Raw genomic sequence first — 19595 nt, 5'->3', positions numbered from 1 at the left:
TTGCCTCAAGATGAGATCTCACTGGAGCCTTGAGCTCCCTGAAGGGCCGTCGAAGACTACGACGTTGATAGGCAGGGTGTGTAAGCGCTGTGAGGCGTTGAGCTAACCTGTACTAATTGCCCGTGAGGCTTGACCATATAACACCCAAGCAATTTGGGTCTCGATAGAGACCAGATTGCGGTGTTGTGAAGACGAAACGAACCGAAAGTTCGGACTTGTTCGTAAGGCACACACAAACTATCGCATGCCCATTCGCTGGAACGTGACCGTATGGCACGCGCCGGCTACCGAATTTCTTGACGACCATAGAGCGTTGGAACCACCTGATCCCATCCCGAACTCAGAAGTGAAACGATGCATCGCCGATGGTAGTGTGGGGTTTCCCCATGTGAGAGTAGGTCATCGTCAAGATTAAATTCCGAAACCCCTATCTGCTGATGCAGGTAGGGGTTTTGTTTTTAGTAGAAGTTACTGATTTTACCGGCACGTTACTGTTGAACGGGCTGGTTACAGAATTTCTTGACGACCATAGAGCGTTGGAACCACCTGATCCCATCCCGAACTCAGAAGTGAAACGATGCATCGCCGATGGTAGTGTGGGGTTTCCCCATGTGAGAGTAGGTCATCGTCAAGATTGAATTCCCAGAACCCCTGTCTGCTGACGTAGACAGGGGTTTTGTCGTTTCAGGGCCGGTAATCGGATGATCACCTGAATGTGCGACCGCCACCGGCAAACCCCGTGGCCATTGCTATGCTTTGAATGTCGAAGGCTCTGCCAGAAACGGAGCCAGCGAGGTCAATGCGTCACTGGTCATGGGGATTCCAATAATGAAAAACCCTTATGCTCCTGGTTTCTGGTGTGCCATCGCAGCATTGGTGCTGCTTTCAGCGACGTATTTCTATGGCGTCATGCTGACTCACCAGATCGAAAAAGCGCTGATATTTCTCGACAGTGCAGCCGCTCTGATCGGTGTAATCTCCATTGCTGTCGTGGCCTGGGCATCGCTACAGGGCCAACGCATCAAGAGAAAACACCTGGGACAAGGCAAGACTCTGCTGTTGATCTGGGACACCAAGGTTGCGCTACGTCGGGTCGAGACGGTGTTTGACCGTTACTTCTGGGGCAGCTACTGGCAGCCTGGTCGTACCTTCCAGGAAGTCATGGGAGAGCTGACTGGCACCCCGCTGGAAAAAAGTCTCGAGGCTCTGAAGATCCAATGCGCCGCTTTGGACAAGCAAGTTGCACAGGAGGACTGGCACTGGTTGAACAATGCTCGTGAACTGTGCGATGTCGCCAATGCCATGGCCCGTGAACGCTATCAGCTGGACTTCTGCGACCCCCGCACAGAATCATCGGGCGCAGCGGTGATCAATCGTGATTTTGAGGTGTTGGTGTACACCTGGACGGCACGCCTCAGGACCTTCGACCATCAACTGGATGAGATCGAAGTCCAATATTCGTAGACCACCTCTCAAGAATTCGCTTTTCCCCCTTTAAACATTGGGCCTCTACCGGGGCCTGATGGTAATCTCCCCGCACTTCACGGCGTCGAGCCACCCCCTTCGCGGGCCAGGGAAGACGACGACTTTTTAAACCATGGATATCGATCGGGTCACTCATGAATAAATCAGCAAGCGTACTCTTGGGAATCGTCGTGGTTGTCGGTGCGATCAGCGCGGGCGGCGCCTGGTACACCGGCACCAAGCTCGAAGGTGTACTGCAGAACGCAATTGCCGACAGCAACAAGCAGATGACGATCGCCTTGACCGGTTCCAACAGCTCGTCTTCCATCGAGCTGGTTTCGCTGGAGCGGGGGATCTTCAGCAGCACCGCTCGTTATCGCCTCAAGGGTGAAGGCGAAATGTTTGGCGGCGAAGCGGTTGAACTGCAGTTGGTAGACAATATCGAACATGGTCCGCTGCCATTTTCGCGTCTGATGACACTCAAATGGCTACCGGTCATGGCCACAAGCCACACCGAGATCGAGCGCAACCCGTTGACTGAAAAATGGTTTGCCGCCGCCAAGGACAAATCGCCGGTCAAGGGCGTGTTTAACCTCGGTTACGATCAGTCAGTCAACGGTACCTTGGAGTTCCTGCCTCTGGACACCAAGCTGGATGAACAATCCCAGCTTATCTTTTCCGGCCTGAAAATCGACCTGGCTGCCAGCGCCCAGGCCCAGAAGATCAAGCTCGACGGTTATATGGACAGCCTCAAACTGACCACCGTCTCGGAGGAGGATCAGAGCCCGGTACAAGTCGAAGTCAGCGGTCTCACGCTCGCCAGCAACTTGAGCAAGAGTTCGTATGGGTATTACCTGGGTGAAAACGCCCTGATCCTCAGTAACACCAAAGCCAGCTTCGGTGCAGAGAAGTCAGTGGTGGGCCTGAAGAATCTGGAAATGAGGAACAACAGTACCGAGAGCGGTGCCAGTGCTTCGGGGCGTGCCGATTACAAGATCGGCGAATTGTCGTTCAACGATAAGGCTATCGGCTCCGCACAAATGGCGCTGAGCCTGAAGAACCTGGATGTCCCCGCTACGATGTCGCTGATGCAGCTCTATCAGGCCAAGCTACCGTCTTATGAGAAAGCCGCCGCCGAGGCCGCTGAAGCCGGTGAGCCAGCTCCTGAGCTGAACCTGACCGAAGCCGAAGAGAAGCAGGTCAAGGCTGATCTGGAAAAGATCCTGGCCGGCACGCAAGTGGCGGTGGAAAAGCTGTCCTTCAGCACTCCTAACGGCGAAAGCAGCGCGAGCCTGATCATTAACCTGGCCAAGCCTCAGTCCATGGACCTGCCACCTGATGAGCTGGGTCGGCAGTTGCTTGCTCTGTTGGAACTCAATGTGAAGGTGTCCAAGCCGATGCTGGCGGATCTGGCAACCGTGCAGGCGCAAATGGAAGGCCAGACCGACGCCAAGTTGATCGCCGATCAGGCCTCCGCCACCAGCGACATGTTCAGTGCAATGGCGGTGGGGACACAATTGGCGACTCTGGAGGGCAATGACGTGGTGAGCAAACTGCGCTATGCCAACGATCAGGTTGATTTCAACGGCCAGAAGATGACGGTTGAGCAGTTCATCACGTTTGTGATGAATCAGATGGGTGGCGGCGTCGCCGTTCAATAATCCCCAGCAGCGTCATCCAGAACCGGCCCGTGCATTGCGCACCGGCCGGTTTTTTTTGGCCCGCTGAAAAGCCGGCAGCAAATCTGATCGATTCTGAAGAATTGTTGCGCTGCGAAAAGTGACCCGCACGGGGATGCAAGACTAAGCCCATTAGAGCTTGGCTGGGTTCCGTTGATCCGGCTTCCTGTTTGATGGGCAAGGGGGCACTGCGACCCGGCTGGCCATGTAAGGGTGCTGACGAATGCCGCGTACCGTAGGTCCTTTTATTCAATGTGGTTTGCGCCCGTTGTTTAGTGTCGTGCTGTGCAGCCAATTATGCTGGCCTGCGCTGGCGTTTGCCGATACCGCCTATGACGAAGCGGTTCGTGACGCCCGCGCCGGTCGCTACACCCCCGCCCTGGCTGTATTGCGCCAGGTGCCGGCTGACCAGGCCAGCACGACGCAGGTCAGCGATCACCTGCAAATCGCCAGTTGGGCCGGCCTCGATGCCGAAGTGGTACAGGTCTACGAAACCCAGGGGCGCCATCGGACTTTGCCCATCCAGGCCTTGAGCGCAACGGCTCGTGCTTATCGCAACCTCAAGCGCTGGGATTCAGCTACGCAGCTGTATCGCCAGGCGTTAGTCCTCGACCCGCAAAACCCTGACCTGCAACTCGGCCTGGCGTTGACCCAGGCCGACGCGGGCAAGCCTGACGAAGCTGTCAGTCGCGCCAGGACCTTGGTCGCCACCCAACCCCACGACCCGATGCGCCGGATGGCCCTGGGCTACGCGCTGACCCGTGCCGACAATCCGCATGAGGCACTGTTCGAATACGACCAGGCCTTCACTCGCGCCGGCAACAACCCGGAGATTGCCCGGGAATACATCAACGCCCTGCAACGGGCTCGCCTGCCGGAGCCGGCCCTGCGCCTGGCCCGTCTACAGCCGGGATTGGTGGACCGTGGCGTACAGCGGCGGCTTGAAGGTGATGTGGCCGCTGAGCGGGTTCGTCTGGCGGACATGGCGACCCGTGGCGAAAAAGAGCGGTTTGTCATCGCTGACCGTGCCTTGGCCGACTACGACAAATTGCTCGCGACCTGGACGCCGGTGGCCGAGGCTCACGATGATGTGCTCCGCTGGCGAATCGACCGCATGGGGGCCCTCAACGCGCGTGCGTATCGGTCGGAGGTGATTGCCGAATATCAGAAGTTGCGCGCCGAGGGGGTCAGCATTCCCACTTACGCGCTGCGCTGGGTGGCGTCCTCCTATCTCGAGCAGCGTCAGCCGGAAATCGCCGTCGAGCTCTATCGCCAGGTCCTGACGGCGCCGGACGCCGATGCGGCGGATCGCTTCGAGGACAGCACGGCACTTTATTACGCCCTGCTGGAAAGCGAAAAGTCAGAGGAGGCCCGGGCCTTGGCCGAGGATCTGGCAAAGTCCCAGCGTCCGCGCGTCGAGCTCAAGGGGCTGCCCATCGGTAACCCCAACGACGAATGGATGGATGCCCAGCTACTCGCCGCCCAGGCCGGTACCTACGGTGCGGATTACCCGTCCGCCGAAGCGCGCCTGAACGCCTTGGTCAACCAGGGACCCGGCAACATCGGCTTGCGCCTGGCCCAGGCCGATCTGTATCGGGCCCGCGAATGGCCGCGACGCTCGGAAAGCCTGCTCAAGGAAGTTGAAACCACGACCCCGCGCAACCGTGACCTGGAGGTCGCCCAGGCCCGTACCGCCATGGAGTTGCAGGAGTGGCGGCAACTGGATGCGCTGACTGACGATGTGGTGGCCCGCTACCCGGAGAACGCTCATGTCAAGCGCCTGCAACGTCAGCGCGACGTGCATGATATGGCCGAGCTGCGCGTCGAAGCCTACACCGGCAAGAGCTACGGTGGTGGCAACGGTGAGGCCGGTGCGGTGACCGGTAGCCGGGATTTCGGCATCGAGACCTTGCTCTACAGCCCGCCCATCGATGAAGACTGGCGGCTGTTCGGCGGCGTCGGCTATGCCACGGGCGATTTCGAGGAAGGTACCGGGCATCATCGCTGGCAGCGCCTTGGCGTGGAACGACGTACTCGGGACATGACGCTTGAGGCGGAGGTTTCCAACCATGCGTACGGTTCCGGGAGTAAACAGGGCGCACGCCTGGCGGTGGCGCGGGATATCGACGATCACTGGCAGTACGGCGGCAGCCTGGATTACCTCTCGGCGAACACACCGTTGCGGGCGCTCAATAGCGGTATCCGCGCCAATGGCGGCACTGGCTTTGTTCGCTGGCGTGCCCATGAAAGTCGCGAGTGGCGACTCACCGTGAGCCCGTCCCATTTCAGCGATGGCAATAATCGTCTCGAGGCATTGCTCAGCGGTCGCGAGGGCCTATACAGCGCGCCTCGACTGCAAGTGGAGTTAGGCCTGGAAGTAAGTGTCAGCCGCAATAGCGGAACCGATGAAGTACCGTACTTCAATCCCAAGTCGGACCTCGGTGTGATGCCGACCCTAAGCGCCAATCACGTCTTGTACCGCCGGTATGAAACCACTTGGAGCCAGCAATTTCAGATCGGCGCCGGTACCTACAGCCAGCGCGACCATGGCACCGGTGCCATGGGGTTGCTCGGCTACGGACAGCGTTTCATCTGGAACGACGTACTCGAGGCCGGTGCCGCGCTGAGCTGGCTCAACCGCCCTTACGACGGCGATCGCGAAAGTGATCTGCGCCTGCTCGTCGACCTCACCTATCGCTTCTAGAAGAGTTTGAAGATGCCTGTCATTTCGCGATTCATCCTTCTGCTGGGCGTTTTGCTGGTCAGCGCCTGCGCCCAGCAGGCCCCGGCGTTCACGCCTCCTTTGCAGCGTCCGTTGGCCGCCAATGAAACCCCATGGCCGAAAAACCATGTGCTCGGTATCGCCTACCACGACGTGAACGATCGCGATCCGGACCAGGCGCTGGTGGCCGTGCGCACCGAGCGTCTGATCGAACAGCTGGCGTGGCTGCGGGAGAATAACTATCAGCCGGTCACGGTGGACCAGATCATCGCCGCCCGCAATGGCGGCCCGCAACTACCACCCCGGGCGGTGTTACTGAGTTTCGACGACGGCTACTCCAGCTTCTACACCCGCGTGATGCCGATTCTGCGCGCTTATAATTGGCCGGCGATTCTGGCCCCGGTGGGCAGCTGGGTCGATACACCGTCGAACCAGGCAGTGGACTTTGCCGGAGTGCCGCGCAAGCGTTCAGAATTCCTGACGTGGGAGCAGATCCGCGAGGTCTCCCAGTCTGGCCTGGTGGAAATCGCCGCTCACACCGATGCCAATCACAAGGGCGTGCTGGCCAATCCGCAAGGTAACCAGCAACCCGCGGCGACCACCCGCCGCTACGATCCTTCCACCGGGCGCTATGAAACCGAGGCTGACTTCCAGGCTCGCCTGCGCAAGGACGTGACAGCGATTTCCGAAAAAATCCGTAAAGTCGCAGGCTATAGTCCGCGCGTTTGGGTCTGGCCGTATGGGGAAGCGGACGGCACCGCGCTACAGGTGATTGGTCATGAAGGCTACCAAATGGCCCTGACCCTGGAGGATGGCCTCGACAGCCTCGATAACCTGATGAGCGGGCCGCGTTTTCTGGTGTCCTCCGATCCGGATGGTGCGCACTTCGCTGAAAGCATCGTTTCCGTGCAGACGATGGACCCGATGCGAGTGGTTCATGTCGATCTGGATTACGTCTATGACCCGGACCCCGTCCAGCAGGAAGCCAACGTTGGCAAATTGGTCCAGCGCATCTATGACTTGGGCGCGAACACCGTGTTCCTGCAAGCCTTCGCTGACCCGAAAGGTGACGGCCTGGTGCACTCGCTGTACTTCCCTAACCGTCACCTGCCGGTACGGGCCGATCTGTTCGATCGGGTGGCATGGCAGCTGAAAACCCGAGCGAACGCCAAGGTCTTCGCCTGGATGCCCGTGCTCAGTTTTGCCCTGGACTCGAAGCTGCCGCGCGTGCAGCGTTGGGACCCGGAGACTGGCAGGACCGGCATCGCCAAGGATCAGTACGTCCGTTTGTCACCCTTCGACCCGAAGGTTCGGCAAGTGATCGGCGAGGTCTACGAGGACATGGCGCGAATGAGTTCGGTAGACGGCGTTCTGTACCATGACGACGCGGTGTTCTCCGACTTCGAGGATGCCGGCCCCGCTGCCTTGAAGGTCTATGCCGACAACGGCCTGTCGACCTCCATCGCAGCCTTGCGCGATGACCCGGCGGCCATGCAACGCTGGACCCGCTTCAAGAGCCGCTACCTGATCGACTTTACCCACGAGCTGACCGCCAAGGTCCGGGCGATTCGCGGGCCGCAGGTACTGACAGCACGCAATCTGTTCGCCGAGCCGATGCTCAATCCCGAAAGCGAAGCCTGGTTTGCCCAGAATCTCGACGATTTCCTTGGCGCCTATGACTGGACGGCACCAATGGCCATGCCGCTGATGGAGAAACAGACCCGCCGGCAGTCCGGTCCCTGGCTCGAACGCTTGGTGAGCACCGTCAAGGCTCGCCCCGGCGCGCTCAAGCGCACGGTGTTCGAACTGCAGGCCCGTGACTGGCACAGCCAACCGGCCACTGACATCGACGGCGCGCAACTGGCCGAATGGATGGGGCTGCTGAAACGCCAGGGCGTGACCAGTTTCGGCTACTACCCGGACAACTTCATCGAAGACCAGCCCGCCGTGAAAACCGTGCGTCCTGCGCTCTCCAACAAGTGGAATCCTTGACATGCTCGACAGACTGCTCGCCCTGTTGGTACTGGCGATTGTCCTTGGGGTACCCCTGGGGCTGATTTTCCTGGTCACCGGGCAATTCCTGATGGACTTCGTATTTTTCTATCCGCTGTTCATGTCCGGGTTGTGGATCGCCGGCGGCCTGTATTTCTGGCTGCATTGGGAACGCCACTGGCCGTGGAAAGATGACACCCTGCCGCCACCCCTGGCCGGTGAGCCGCTGATCAGCATCCTGGTGCCATGCTTCAACGAAGGCGACAACGTCGCCGACACCATCCACGCCGCTTTGGGGCAGCACTATCCGAATATCGAAGTGATCGCCATCAACGACGGCTCCAAGGACAGCACCGGCGCGGTGTTGGATCAGTTGGCGACGCAAGACCCGCGCTTACGCGTGCTGCACCTGGCAGAGAACCAGGGCAAGGCCGTGGCCCTGCGCATGGGCGCCATTGCCGCACGCAGCGAATACCTGGTGTGCATCGATGGCGATGCGCTGCTGGCGCCCAATACCTGCGCCTACCTGGTGGCGCCGATGCTGGACAACGCCCGCCTTGGCGCCGTGACCGGCAACCCGCGCATCCGCACCCGCTCCACCTTGGTGGGCCGGGTCCAGGTGGGTGAGTTCTCTTCGATCATTGGTCTGATCAAGCGTACACAGCGGGTCTTCGGGCGGATCTTCACTGTCTCCGGCGTGATCGTCGCCTTCCGGCGCACGGCCCTGCACCGGGTTGGCTATTGGAGCCCGGACATGATCACCGAAGACATCGACATCAGCTGGAAGCTGCAACTGGATCACTGGAGCATCTTCTACGAGCCTCGCGCGCTGTGCTGGATCCTGATGCCCGAAACCCTGCGCGGTCTGTGGCGGCAACGGCTGCGCTGGGCCCAGGGCGGTGCCGAGGTGCTGTTCAAGAATATTCGCGGCATCTGGCAATACCGGCATCGTTACCTGTGGCCGCTGCTGTTCGAATATTGCCTGTCCACCGGGTGGGCGTTCACCTTCCTGCTGTCGGTGGTTTTCTGGGGCGCCGGCAAATTCGTCGAGATGCCGGCGGCCATCGCCGTGGACCACCTGATGCCGCCGGCCTTCACCGGACTGTTGCTGGCGGTGGTGTGCCTGATGCAGTTCGCCGTGAGCATCCTGATCGATCGCCGCTACGAAAAGGGCCTGTGGCACATCATGTTCTGGGTGGTCTGGTATCCGCTGGTGTTCTGGCTGATCAGCCTGCTCACGACCTTGGTGAGCTTTCCGAAAGTGTTGTTCGGGCAGCATCAGAAGCGTGCGCGCTGGATCAGTCCGGATCGCGGCATCAAACCGTTCGGTGAGGAAGAAGAGGAAGTGATCCGATGAAGATTATCAGGACCCGGCAACGCCCTTTTCTGGTGGTGATCGATGTCTGTTTCACCGTGTTGGCATGGATCGGGCTGTTGTATCTGCTGATCACCGGCTTATGGCCGCTGTTCGACAGTCAGGCGGGGCCGCGATTGGGGGGCGCATGGCTGGAGACCCTCGGGACGTTGCAGATCTACGGTTGGGTGGCGCTGGTCAACGCCGCCATCCTGATCGGCTGGGCGCGATATCAGCAGCGCAAGAGCGGCCGTTTCGCCCAGCGTCGGCTGCCGGCGCCGGTGGTGGATGATCAGGATTTGAGCAACCGCTTCAAGTTGTGCGACGAGCGCCTGGGCACCTTGCGCCAGCCGGGCTCGAAAGTTATCCACAACAACCAGGACGGCGACATCAGTCACGTAGTGCCTCACCTCCAACACCTACCGTCCGTTGTGGGAGCGGGCTTGCTCGCGAAAGCGGAGTATCAGGCGACATCATTGCAGGCTGAACCGACGCCTTCGCGAGCAAGCCCGCTCCCACAAGCGCTCGACGACAACACCATAGGAGCCTAGCTTGCTCGCGATGGCGCTTGCAAATCCCTGTCCTCAGGACGTCGAGAAATCGCGAACCAGCCGCCACGCCTCATCCACCGGCAACGGTTGTTTCATACGCTGGGCGAGGGCCGCCATGGCCCGCCCTTCGTCGCAGGCTACCGCGGCGGCAACCAGGCCATTTCTGCCCAGCAAGCCAATAAAGGGCGGGTGCTCGGGTGAGCCTTTGAACTGCACCTCGTCCCACTGCTCGGCATGGCCGAGGTAGTCGTAGCGTTTGCCGAAGTGATAGGTCCAGAAAAAAGGCACGTCCAGGTAATGTTCGTCGGCGCCGAGCATGTTCGCCGCGGCGATGCGCGCCTGTTGCTGGGCCAGGCGCCAATGCTCGATGCGCAGGGGCTGGCCGTCGAGGGGAAAAGTCGCGATATCACCGACCGCCCACACCCCATCGGTCACGCGCATGCCCGCGTCGACGCGCAAGGACTGGTCCTTTTCCCCGGGCAGGTCGGTAAACGGCTCGGTGGCCGGGCGCACGCCGACGCCGACAATCACCAGATCTGCCCCAAAGCGCTGGCCGTTATCCAGCACCACGGCTTCCACCCGGCCGGTGCCTTCGATGCGCACCGCCTCGCCATCGGTGTGATAAACGACGCCATTGGCGCGATGCCGGGCCAGGATCGCCTGACCGACGCTCTCGCCCAACTGCTTGGCGAACGGCACGGGATGACGGGCCAACACGGTTACGCTCAGCTCCCGCTTGCGCAATGACGAGGCGACTTCCATGGCAATGAAGCTGTCGCCGATGATCACCGCCCGTTGTCCTGCCCGGGCGTGGTCGACGATCTGTCGGGTATGTTCCAGGTTTCGCAGTACGAACACCTGCGGCAAATCGATGCCTGGCAGATCCGGGATCCTGGGCGTGCCGCCGGTGGCGATCAGGGCGGCGTCGTAGTTCAGCGACTGGCCGTCGGCGAGGTGGATCTGACGAGCGGTGGTGTCGAGGCCCGTGACGTCGCCCTGGATCCGTTCGATACGTTGCTGGGTGAAATAAGCTTCATCACGCAGAGACGGCCTCTCATCGACCTTCATGTCGCCGGCCAGGACGTACTTGCTCAGCACGGTACGGTCGTATCCGGCCTCGGCTTCGCGATCGATCATCTGGATGCGACCGCCAAACCCTTTCTCTCGTAACGCCGCGGCGCAAGCCGTGCCGGCAGCCCCGGCGCCGATGATGACAAACGTGCGCGAGTCATCGGCCGGTGGGATCTTCTCGGCCGGCAGCGGTTGGTCGTCGACCCAGACATCGTCGCCCCGCATCTCGACGTGATAGCGCGCCAGGCTGTCCAAGGCCGGCGGCTCGCACAGGGCGCCGTCTTCAGCCCGGAATGCCGCTTTGTGCCAGGGACAGATCAACCTGCCATGACACACCGCGCCTTTGGCCAGCGGTGCTCCGGCGTGCGGGCATTTGCCCTGGAAGGCACGTACTTGGCCGCCTGCGCGCAGCAATAGGATAGCGGTGTCGTTGATGTTGACTTCGAGGCCGCGGTCCTCGCGCACATCAGCGAAACGGGCGACATGATGCACAGGCATGATGGCTCTCCGACAGGCGTTTCCCATTGGAACCGGGGGAGGGCATGAGGTTCAGCGTAATTGTCACTGCAACCCGGCGGGCGCTGCGGCTATAGTTCGCAAGCCGTCCATGGCCTGAACCGCATAAGGTGCCCGGTATGACTCGATTAACCTCCCTTGCTCCCTGGCTGGCCGCCGTTGCCCTCGTGTTGTGCGCACAGGGAACCGTCCAGGCGCAGGAGCGCTTCACCCTCAGCATTCCCGGTGTGTCGGACGACCGCCTCTTCACCGCAGCGGCCGCCAGCGATGCGAACAATTGCGGCGGCAAGAACGTTTCCCCGGCCCTGAGCTGGAACGCCGGCCCGCCCGGCACCCTCAGCTACGCCATCGTCATGCATGATCCGGATGGTCAGAAGGGCCAGGGCGTCGACCATTGGGTGCATTACGGCATCAAGGCCTCCACGCGGCAGATTCCGGCAGGCGTGGGTGCCAAGTCGGCGTTGGACGGAGTGAGCGGCACCAACAGCAAGAATACCCTTGGTTATATCGGTCCTTGTCCACCTGTCGGTGATAGCGCCCACCATTACCTGATCCAGATCTACGCCCTGGACTTGCCACCGGAAGCGCTGCCTGCCGGTCTGACCCGTGCCCAATTGATGGAAAAGATCAAAGGCCACGTACTGCGCAACAGCAGCGTGGTGCGTCGCTACCACCGCTGACGGCCCGCTGGCCACCCTGTGGCGAGGGGCATTCCCGTTGGGCCGCTCAGCGGCCCCAACCACAACATTGGCATCGCGCGCCAAAAGCGAGCACTATCGAGCCCCTGTTCACATGCCGGAGGACGGCGATGACGCAGAAAACCGACGGCATTGCCCGGCTGAAGAACTGCCCCACCAAAGGCGACGAAATCCGCCGTGCCATCGCGCGCAGCCGCAAGGACTTTCTGCCTGAAGACGAGGCCGAAGACGCCGGACCGGGCCAACCGCCGGTTCCGCCCATGGACAACCGAAGCGACGACTGAACGGTCGTCCTCTCTCAACCTTTGTGCTATCTGCCTATGACTGACACAACGCATCTGCCAGGCGACCGATTCAGCCGGTCCGACTACAAGACCCTGGGCCTGGCTGCCCTGGGCGGCGCGCTGGAAATCTATGATTTCATCATTTTCGTTTTCTTCGCCCTGACCCTCAGCCAGTTGTTTTTTCCGCCGGAAATGCCCGATTGGCTGCGTTTGCTGCAAAGTTTCGGGATTTTCGCCACCGGCTATCTGGCGCGCCCATTAGGCGGCATCCTCATGGCGCACTTTGCCGATCGGTTGGGACGCAAGCGGGTATTCAGCCTGAGCATCCTGATGATGGCGCTGCCCTGCCTGCTCATCGGGGTGATGCCGACCTACGCGCAAATCGGCTATTTCGCCCCCCTGTTGCTGTTGGCGTTGCGCATCCTGCAGGGCGCGGCAGTGGGGGGAGAGGTGCCGAGTGCCTGGGTATTCGTGGCCGAACACGCACCGCCGCAGCATCGTGGCTACGCGTTGGGGTTCCTTCAGGCCGGGCTGACTTTTGGCTACTTGCTGGGCGCCCTGACCGCTACGGCGCTGGCACGGCTGTTCACCCCCACCGAAATCCTCGATTACGCCTGGCGGCTGCCTTTCCTGCTGGGTGGCGTCTTTGGCGTGATCGGTGTCTGGCTGCGTCGCTGGCTGAGCGAAACGCCGATCTTCATGGCCCTGCAAGCCAACCGTGACGGCGCGGCGGAACTGCCCCTGCGCACGGTACTGCGTGACCATCGCCACGCCTTGTTGCCTGCCGCTATTCTCACCTGCGTGCTGACCTCCGCCGTGGTGGTGTTCGTGGTCATCACCCCGACAGTCATGCAAAAGAGTTTTGGCATGACCCCTGGCCATACTTTCGCCTTGAGCAGTCTGGGTATTGTCTTTCTGAACATCGGCTGCGTTCTGGCCGGCCTCATCGTCGACCGCTTCGGTGCCTGGCGCACCGTCATGCTTTACAGCCTGCTGCTGCCGGTGGGTATAGCGTTACTCTACGCCAGCCTGATCGGCGGCGGTGCCTGGCTGGGCCTGGCCTACGCCGTGGCTGGCCTGGGATGCGGTGTGGTGGGCGCGGTGCCTTCGGTGATGGTCAATCTGTTCCCGGCGAAAATCCGCGTGTCCGGCATTTCGCTCACCTACAACATCGCCTACGCCCTCTGGGCCAGCATGACGCCGCTGCTACTGATAGCGCTGGTGCCCTGGAGCCCGTGGGTGTGTGTGGCCTACTGCGTGGTCATGGGCGCGGTGGGGGTGGGTGCGGCAGCGTATTTTCCGGGGCGGGCCACGAAGTCGGCGCCATCGCCTCTGGTGTGTGAGTCCTAGATTTGCGCGTCCGGTCAGTCTCATCAGAGGCGTTCGCGCAGAAAGTCCACGAAGGCCCGCGTACGTGCCGAGCGTCGGCGGTCGCTGCTGAAGACCGCATTGATGGGCAGGGCGGTTGGCTGGTAATCCCCAAGCAGCTGCGACACGGTTCCCTGACGCAGGTCGGCGGCAAACAACCACTGGGGTGAAAGGCAAATGCCCAGCCCCGACAGCACCATTTCCCGAATGGCCTCGCTACTGTTGCTGGTGACGTTGCCCTTGATCGTCACGCAGTGTTGCCTGCCTTCCTGGTCGAAACGCCAGGTGTCGTAGTGCTCCAGCAGCGTGAAGGCCAGGCAGTTATGGCGGGTCAGATCCGCCGGTTCGAGCGGCGTGCCGTGTTGTTGCAAATAGGCGGGAGCGGCGTAGACCCGGCGCGGACTGTCGCCGAGGGAGACGGCCACCAGCCCTTCGTGCTTCACCGTGCCGATGCGAATGGCCAGATCGATGTTTTCCTTCAGCACATCTTCGTTCTGGTCATTGAGCCGCAGGTCGATCCGCACCTTGGGGTGGCGCGCCAGGAACTCGCCCAGCAGCGGCGCGATGCATAGCCGCCCGAAGCTGACTGGCGCCGCCACACGCAAGGGGCCGGCGATCTCTTCCTGTCCGCTGGCGAAACTGAGCCGGGCCGCGTCCAGGCTGGCGAGTATCTCCTTGCTTTGCGCGTAGAAGCGCTGGCCCTGGTCGGTCAGCGCAAGCTGGCGGGTGCTGCGGGCAAGCAACGCGCCACCCAGATGCTGCTCCAGCGCTCGGACCTGCTTGCTCACCGCCGGTTGGCCCAGGTTCAGTTCCCTGGCGACAGCCGAGAACGAGCCGCGCTCCACCACCCGTACGAATACCTGCATCGCGTCGAACAGATCCATCGGAATTTGGCCTCTTCATGGAATAAAACCTATCCGTACTTGCTTACTTATCGGAATGCATCGTGGGTTGCAACATGTGCTCCACCCACTCATTGGAGGTCACTGACATGAACGACACCATGCTCGCCGCCATCGCTGAAACCGCCCAGGCCCCTTTGGTCATCCGTCCTGTTGCCCGGCCCGTGCCTGGCAAGGGACAGGTCTTGATCAAGGTCCATGCCGTCGGCATCAATCCGCTGGATACCAAGATTGCGACGGGAGGCGGCGCCCATGCCCGCCAACCGCTTCCCGCAGTGCTGGGAATCGACCTGGCCGGCACGGTCGTCGAGCTGGGCGATGGCGTCACCGACTTCATCCTTGGCGATGAGGTATTCGGCATGGCTGCAGGAATCGGCGGAATCCAGGGCGCCCTGGCCCAATACGTTGCCGTCGATGCGTCGCTGATCGCACCCAAGCCCCGGTCGATGAGCATGCGTGAAGCGGCGGCCTTGCCGTTGGTCTTCATCACGGCCTGGGAAGGCCTGGTCGATCGCGCCAACGTCCGGGCCGGTCAACAGGTGCTGGTCCATGGCGGCGCCGGTGGTGTCGGCCAGATGGCCGTGCAAATCGCCAAGGCCCGAGGCGCCAGGGTCTATGCCACTGGCTCGGCCGGTAGCCTGGATTTCATTCGCGAGCTGGGGGCCACCGCCATCGATTACCGGACCCAGGGCACCGACAGCTACGTGCGCCTGCACACCGATGACGAGGGCTTCGACATTGTCTACGACACGGTTGGCGGCTCGACCCTGGATGCGTCGTTCAACGCCGTGAAGGCGTACACCGGCCACGTGCTCAGTTGCCTGGGGTGGGGCCAGCACAGCCTGGCACCGCTGTCGTTTCGAGGCGCGAGTTATTCTGGGGTGTTTACCTTGATGCCGCTGCTGACCGGCAAGGGGCGCGAGCACCACGGGCAGATCCTGCGGCAGGCGACGGCACTGGTCGAAGCCGGACAATTGCGAATCAAGGTGGACGAACATCGGTTTGGCCTGGACGACGTGAACGGCGCGTTCAGGCAAGTGGCCGAGGGGCTTGGCGCAGGGAAGACGGTGGTTGACATGTGAACCATGGAAGCCAGCAAAGCCCAGTCTCCAGGACCTGGGCTTTTCTGACTTGATGACGTTTCGCTGAAAGAAATGCGTACACAAATGAAAAAGGTGACGTGAGAAACGCTCGGCTCCCTTAAAATGCCGCCGGTTTTTTACTCTTCATTTCCCAGGGACGAATTCAGACATGCGCGTTTTTGCACTGTTGCTTGCTGCTTGCCTCATGGCAGGCTGTGCCTCCAAGCCGGACTACTATATTTCTCCCGCCCCCGTGACCATCCCCAAGACCGCCACCTATTGGATCGACACGTTCAATGTCGAAGTCGTGGGCAAGAACGAACGTTTTCTTCCTGACGAAAAGGTCCGCGATCAACTGCACTCCGACCTGATCGTCCGCCTGCTCGACGGCAATCGTTATGCCGACAGCAAGGAAACCGCCGATTACCTGCTGGATGTGAACGCCGTCTACACACGTCGTATCCAGGACACTCAGGGCGGCTTCATGAGCAAGATCGTTGCCGACGGCACGTACCTCGCCAGCGTCGATTTCAGCTATCAGGTCAAGGTCAAGAAGGCCGGCGCCGAAGTACTGCACTTTGCCCAGGCCCGTGAAGGGCTGATGCCTGCAGGCGCGATAGGCCAGATGCAGAACATGAAAAGCATGATGGGGGCGCTGACCAACAAAGGTAATGCCGACGTCGAGGGTTACTACACCGGTGTGCTGAGCCGCTTTATCGCCGATGACCTGCAGGCCATTCCGTCCCGTTAGTCGGTTTGCGGCCTGGTCGCCTTCGGGGGGCCGGGCCTGCGATTGCAGTGCGCCGTAAAATAATGTCCGGCCCTTAACCCGAATCCCCGATACCCCTCGTCTGAGCTTGTGAACGGATCATTCATTCACGAGGTTCAGCCCATGTCCCTTCCCTGTCCATTCCTGCGTCCCGCTGCCCAGGGCTTTGCAATGACCTTATTGGTGGCGCTGGCCGGTTGTGGGTTGTCTTCCCGAGAGGCCCCCAAGCCGGTCGAACCGGTAGCTCCCAGCCCGGTTCTACAAAGCGAGGCTGCCTATACTCGCCAACCGCTGACCAAGCGCATGGCTGCCCCGGCATCGGTGGTCGCGCCGAGTGTGGCGAACGATGCCATCGTCGGGGATTACCGTACCGAACCGCGAGAGCAATACGAGAAGCTGCCGGATAACCCTGTCCATAGCGTCGCCGAAACCCCCGTGTCGACCTTCGGTGCGGATGTCGACACCGGCAGTTATGCCAATGTGCGACGTTTCCTCAATCAGGGCAGCCTGCCGCCTGAAGGCGCTGTGCGACTGGAGGAGATGGTCAACTACTTTCCCTACGATTACGCGCTGCCCACCGACGGCTCGCCGTTTGGCGTGACCACCGAGGTGGCATCCTCGCCCTGGAATCCTCACACCCGTCTGCTGCGCATCGGCATCAAGGCTTCCGATCGTGCGGTGGCGGAGCTGGCGCCGGCCAATCTGGTATTCCTGGTGGATGTTTCAGGTTCCATGGACCGTCGCGAAGGCTTGCCGCTGGTCAAGAGCACGCTCAAATTGCTGGTGGATCAACTGCGCGACCAGGACCGCGTCTCGCTGGTGGTGTATGCCGGCGAATCGCGGGTGGTGCTCAAGCCCACTTCGGGGCGCGACAAGGCCAGCATTCGTAACGCCATCGATCAACTGAACGCCGGCGGCTCCACTGCGGGGGCCTCGGGTATCGAGCTGGCGTATCAAATGGCGCGGGAAAGCTTCATCGACAAAGGCATCAATCGCATCCTGTTGGCGACCGATGGCGACTTCAACGTCGGCATCAGTGACTTCGACAGCCTCAAACAGATGGCGGTGGACCAGCGCAAGAGCGGTGTATCCCTGACAACGTTGGGCTTCGGTGTGGATAACTACAACGAGCATCTGATGGAGCAACTGGCCGACGCCGGTGACGGCAACTATGCCTACATCGATAATCTGCTCGAAGCGCGCAAGGTCCTGGTGGACCAGCTCAGTTCCACCCTGGCGGTGGTGGCGAGAGACGTGAAGTTGCAGGTGGAGTTCAACCCCGCCCAGGTCAGTGAGTATCGCCTGCTGGGTTATGAGAACCGGGCGCTGAAGCGTGAGGATTTCAACAATGACAAGGTCGATGCCGGGGAGATCGGCGCCGGGCATACGGTGACGGCATTGTATGAAATCGTGCCGAAGGGCGAGCAGGGCTGGCTGGAGCCGTTGCGTTACGGCAGCACGCCCCAACTCGAAGGCCCGTCAGGGGAACTGGCGATGTTGCGTGTGCGCTACAAACCTGCCGAGGGTGGCAGCAGCCGCTTGATCGAACATCCCATTGCCGCCACACAGAGCGAAGGCAAGGCCAGCGACGATCTGCGTTTCTCGGCCGCCGTGGCCGCTTTCGCCCAGCAGCTCAAGGGCGATGGACGCTACACTGGCGCCATGAGCTTGAAGGACACCGCTCAACTGGCCCGCTCTGCCCGGGGCGATGACCCGTTCGGGCTGCGTGCCGAGTTCGTGCAGATGGTCGAGCTGGCCCAGAGCCTCAAGCCTGCGGCCAGATACTGATCCCAAGCACAACGAGGACCGATTGTGGGAGCGAGCCTGCTCGCTCCCACAGTTGGCCCTTGTTGTCTGCAAGACCGCGTTCACACGAAAGGAGTTCGCCACCCACATGTCCGCTCAGATGGACCCATCCAGCGACGAATCGCTGCTGGCTCGCTATCGAAACGGCGACAGGGCCTGCTTTGAAGCCCTGTACGCCCGTCATCGGCAGGGGCTTTACCGTTTCCTCCTGTCCTTGAGCAACAAAGCCGAACTGGCCGAGGAAATCTTCCAGGACACCTGGCTCAGTCTGATCCGCAGCACCACCCAGCCACAGGGGCGGGCGAGTTTTCGCACCTGGTTGTTCCAGATTGCCCGTAATCGCTTGATTGACCACTGGCGCAAACACGGCGTCCACAACCCGCTGCATGACAGCTACGACGAGCAGCTTCACGTCCAGCCCGACGACACCGGCAGCCCCGAGCAGCAGTTGAGCCTGAGCCGCGACCAGGCTCGCCTGGAGGCCGCGTTGCAAGCTTTGCCCGAAGACCAACGGGAAGTCTTCCTGTTGCGCCTGCACGGTGACCTGGAGCTGCCACAGATCGCTGCCCTGACCGGCGTCCCGCTGGAAACGGTGAAAAGCCGCTTGCGTTACGCCCAGCAGAAATTGCACCGCCTGCTGGCCGAGGAGGTACCCGCATGATCGATTCCAAACACACCCAGGATCCCAATGAAGACGCGATGATCGAGCATTTCCGCCAGCACGCCGGCGGCGAACCGCCCGCGCACCTGGATGCCGCCATCCTGGCCGCCGCGCACCGCGAAGCGCCGGCTCCCACGCCAAGCCTGTGGCAACGCTGGCTGCAGGCCTGCCAACGGCCACGCTGGCAAATGGCATTCGCCACGGTCGCCGGCGTCGCGCTGATAATCGGGCTGGTGATTCGTTCACCGGTGCCCCATGACGAACTGGCCGCGCCGGTTTCGCGGGATGATTCCACCGACCGCCAGGCGCCGGTCACTGCCGCCGCGCCAGCACCCGCCATGCCGGCGCCCGCGCCGATGGTCCGCATGGCGCCCCAGGCCGAAATGGCCCAGGCTCCGGACAGCCTCGCCGGCCAGCTTCACGCGGACAAACCTGCGGCGAAGATGAGCAAGCGCGCACCCGTTGCGCTGCCGTCGTTGGAAGAAGAATTGACGGAGGTCCTACGCCTGCGCCAAGCAGGAGAGGTCAGGGCGGCGGATGAAAAGCTGCTGGCGCTGCACAAGCGCTTTCCCAAGGAGGATCTGCCTGCGCGGTTGGAGGCATTGCGAAAGCGTTGAGAAAAAACATCGCCCACAAAAAAGCCCCAAGTCTTACGACTCGGGGCTTTTTGATTCTG

The 19595-nt window shown here is 61.4% G+C and carries 16 protein-coding genes and 3 rRNA genes; 17 read left to right on the top strand and 2 right to left on the bottom strand.

Annotation, left to right across the window (positions count from 1 at the left end; genetic code table 11):
• The 9 genes from AD666_RS15380 to pgaD form a co-directional block, all read left to right on the top strand.
• Positions 1-137: ribosomal RNA gene (locus AD666_RS15380) — 23S ribosomal RNA — on the top strand; the annotation flags it as partial.
• Positions 138-295: 158 nt separating this feature from the next.
• Positions 296-411 (top strand): 5S ribosomal RNA (gene rrf, locus AD666_RS15375).
• Positions 412-518: 107 nt separating this feature from the next.
• A 5S ribosomal RNA gene (gene rrf, locus AD666_RS15370) occupies positions 519-634 on the top strand.
• Positions 635-828: 194 nt separating this feature from the next.
• Positions 829-1464, top strand: a complete 636-nt coding sequence (locus tag AD666_RS15365) for a hypothetical protein (protein WP_053153444.1) — start codon at positions 829-831, stop codon at positions 1462-1464.
• Between the two features lie 155 nt (positions 1465-1619).
• On the top strand, positions 1620-3125 hold the full coding sequence (locus AD666_RS15360; RefSeq protein ID WP_053153441.1) for a YdgA family protein: 1506 nt from the start codon (positions 1620-1622) through the stop codon (positions 3123-3125).
• A 241-nt stretch (positions 3126-3366) separates the two neighbouring features.
• Positions 3367-5847, top strand: a complete 2481-nt coding sequence (pgaA, locus tag AD666_RS15355; RefSeq protein ID WP_053153439.1) for a poly-beta-1,6 N-acetyl-D-glucosamine export porin PgaA — start codon at positions 3367-3369, stop codon at positions 5845-5847.
• 12 nt (positions 5848-5859) lie between these two features.
• Positions 5860-7857, top strand: a complete 1998-nt coding sequence (gene pgaB, locus AD666_RS15350; RefSeq protein WP_053153436.1) for a poly-beta-1,6-N-acetyl-D-glucosamine N-deacetylase PgaB — start codon at positions 5860-5862, stop codon at positions 7855-7857.
• A gap of 1 nt (position 7858) precedes the next feature.
• On the top strand, positions 7859-9214 hold the full coding sequence (pgaC, locus tag AD666_RS15345; protein ID WP_053153433.1) for a poly-beta-1,6-N-acetyl-D-glucosamine synthase: 1356 nt from the start codon (positions 7859-7861) through the stop codon (positions 9212-9214).
• A complete protein-coding gene (pgaD, locus tag AD666_RS15340) occupies positions 9211-9762 on the top strand; it encodes a poly-beta-1,6-N-acetyl-D-glucosamine biosynthesis protein PgaD (protein ID WP_053153430.1) in 552 nt (183 codons plus the stop codon). The genes pgaC and pgaD overlap by 4 nt, the downstream gene beginning before the upstream one ends.
• Positions 9763-9795: 33 nt before the next feature.
• Here the strand turns inward: pgaD and AD666_RS15335 are convergent, their stop codons facing one another.
• Positions 9796-11331: an FAD-dependent oxidoreductase gene (locus tag AD666_RS15335; RefSeq protein WP_053153427.1), complete on the bottom strand. Its 1536-nt coding sequence runs from the start codon at positions 11329-11331 to the stop codon at positions 9796-9798.
• Positions 11332-11468: 137 nt separating this feature from the next.
• Here AD666_RS15335 and AD666_RS15330 point away from each other — a divergent pair, with 137 nt between their 5' ends.
• From AD666_RS15330 to AD666_RS15325, 3 genes are all read left to right on the top strand, one after another.
• On the top strand, positions 11469-12029 hold the full coding sequence (locus AD666_RS15330) for a YbhB/YbcL family Raf kinase inhibitor-like protein (RefSeq protein ID WP_053153423.1): 561 nt from the start codon (positions 11469-11471) through the stop codon (positions 12027-12029).
• A 128-nt stretch (positions 12030-12157) separates the two neighbouring features.
• The gene (locus AD666_RS26640; RefSeq protein WP_172679637.1) at positions 12158-12331 is read left to right on the top strand and encodes a hypothetical protein; all 174 of its coding nucleotides are present in this window, start codon (positions 12158-12160) and stop codon (positions 12329-12331) included.
• A 36-nt stretch (positions 12332-12367) separates the two neighbouring features.
• On the top strand, positions 12368-13681 hold the full coding sequence (locus AD666_RS15325) for an MFS transporter (RefSeq protein WP_053153420.1): 1314 nt from the start codon (positions 12368-12370) through the stop codon (positions 13679-13681).
• Between the two features lie 23 nt (positions 13682-13704).
• Here the strand turns inward: AD666_RS15325 and AD666_RS15320 are convergent, their stop codons facing one another.
• Positions 13705-14583, bottom strand: coding sequence for a LysR family transcriptional regulator (locus AD666_RS15320; protein WP_053153417.1), 879 nt, complete (start codon positions 14581-14583; stop codon positions 13705-13707).
• Positions 14584-14690: 107 nt separating this feature from the next.
• Here AD666_RS15320 and AD666_RS15315 point away from each other — a divergent pair, with 107 nt between their 5' ends.
• The 5 genes from AD666_RS15315 (at position 14691) to AD666_RS15295 (ending at position 19536) form a co-directional block, all read left to right on the top strand.
• Entirely contained in the window at positions 14691-15683 is a 993-nt protein-coding gene (locus tag AD666_RS15315) for a zinc-dependent alcohol dehydrogenase family protein (protein ID WP_053153414.1), read from the top strand.
• Between the two features lie 169 nt (positions 15684-15852).
• The gene (locus AD666_RS15310) at positions 15853-16434 is read left to right on the top strand and encodes a hypothetical protein (protein WP_053153409.1); all 582 of its coding nucleotides are present in this window, start codon (positions 15853-15855) and stop codon (positions 16432-16434) included.
• A 141-nt stretch (positions 16435-16575) separates the two neighbouring features.
• Positions 16576-18240 (top strand): VWA domain-containing protein, encoded by a 1665-nt coding sequence (locus AD666_RS15305; RefSeq protein ID WP_053153406.1) that lies wholly within the window; start codon positions 16576-16578, stop codon positions 18238-18240.
• A gap of 118 nt (positions 18241-18358) precedes the next feature.
• Positions 18359-18919, top strand: a complete 561-nt coding sequence (locus AD666_RS15300) for an RNA polymerase sigma factor (RefSeq protein ID WP_371259596.1) — start codon at positions 18359-18361, stop codon at positions 18917-18919.
• Positions 18916-19536 carry a hypothetical protein gene (locus AD666_RS15295; protein ID WP_053153400.1) on the top strand — a complete coding sequence of 207 codons (621 nt, stop codon included), beginning with the start codon at positions 18916-18918 and terminating at the stop codon, positions 19534-19536. Before AD666_RS15300 ends, AD666_RS15295 begins: the two co-directional genes overlap by 4 nt.
• The last annotated feature ends 59 nt before the right edge of the window (positions 19537-19595 follow it).

This window comes from Pseudomonas sp. Pf153 (assembly GCF_001269775.1).
Classification (GTDB): Bacteria; Pseudomonadota; Gammaproteobacteria; order Pseudomonadales; family Pseudomonadaceae; genus Aquipseudomonas; species Aquipseudomonas uvaldensis.
Note: the sequence above shows the minus strand (reverse complement) of the source record. Positions and strands in the feature narration are given on the sequence as shown.

Bases quoted from the DNA above. Each gene is read 5' to 3' on its own strand.
- AD666_RS15295 (WP_053153400.1), top strand. From the start codon at position 18,916: ATGATCGATTCCAAACACACCCAGGATCCCAATGAAGACGCGATGATC.
- AD666_RS15300 (WP_371259596.1), top strand. From the start codon at position 18,359: ATGGACCCATCCAGCGACGAATCGCTGCTGGCTCGCTATCGAAACGGC.
- AD666_RS15320 (WP_053153417.1), bottom strand. From the start codon at position 14,583: ATGGATCTGTTCGACGCGATGCAGGTATTCGTACGGGTGGTGGAGCGC.
- AD666_RS15330 (WP_053153423.1), top strand. From the start codon at position 11,469: ATGACTCGATTAACCTCCCTTGCTCCCTGGCTGGCCGCCGTTGCCCTC.
- pgaB (WP_053153436.1), top strand. From the start codon at position 5,860: ATGCCTGTCATTTCGCGATTCATCCTTCTGCTGGGCGTTTTGCTGGTC.
- AD666_RS15310 (WP_053153409.1), top strand. From the start codon at position 15,853: ATGCGCGTTTTTGCACTGTTGCTTGCTGCTTGCCTCATGGCAGGCTGT.
- AD666_RS15365 (WP_053153444.1), top strand. From the start codon at position 829: ATGAAAAACCCTTATGCTCCTGGTTTCTGGTGTGCCATCGCAGCATTG.
- AD666_RS26640 (WP_172679637.1), top strand. From the start codon at position 12,158: ATGACGCAGAAAACCGACGGCATTGCCCGGCTGAAGAACTGCCCCACC.
- AD666_RS15315 (WP_053153414.1), top strand. From the start codon at position 14,691: ATGAACGACACCATGCTCGCCGCCATCGCTGAAACCGCCCAGGCCCCT.
- AD666_RS15335 (WP_053153427.1), bottom strand. From the start codon at position 11,331: ATGCCTGTGCATCATGTCGCCCGTTTCGCTGATGTGCGCGAGGACCGC.
- AD666_RS15360 (WP_053153441.1), top strand. From the start codon at position 1,620: ATGAATAAATCAGCAAGCGTACTCTTGGGAATCGTCGTGGTTGTCGGT.
- pgaA (WP_053153439.1), top strand. From the start codon at position 3,367: ATGCCGCGTACCGTAGGTCCTTTTATTCAATGTGGTTTGCGCCCGTTG.
- pgaC (WP_053153433.1), top strand. From the start codon at position 7,859: ATGCTCGACAGACTGCTCGCCCTGTTGGTACTGGCGATTGTCCTTGGG.
- AD666_RS15325 (WP_053153420.1), top strand. From the start codon at position 12,368: ATGACTGACACAACGCATCTGCCAGGCGACCGATTCAGCCGGTCCGAC.
- AD666_RS15305 (WP_053153406.1), top strand. From the start codon at position 16,576: ATGTCCCTTCCCTGTCCATTCCTGCGTCCCGCTGCCCAGGGCTTTGCA.
- pgaD (WP_053153430.1), top strand. From the start codon at position 9,211: ATGAAGATTATCAGGACCCGGCAACGCCCTTTTCTGGTGGTGATCGAT.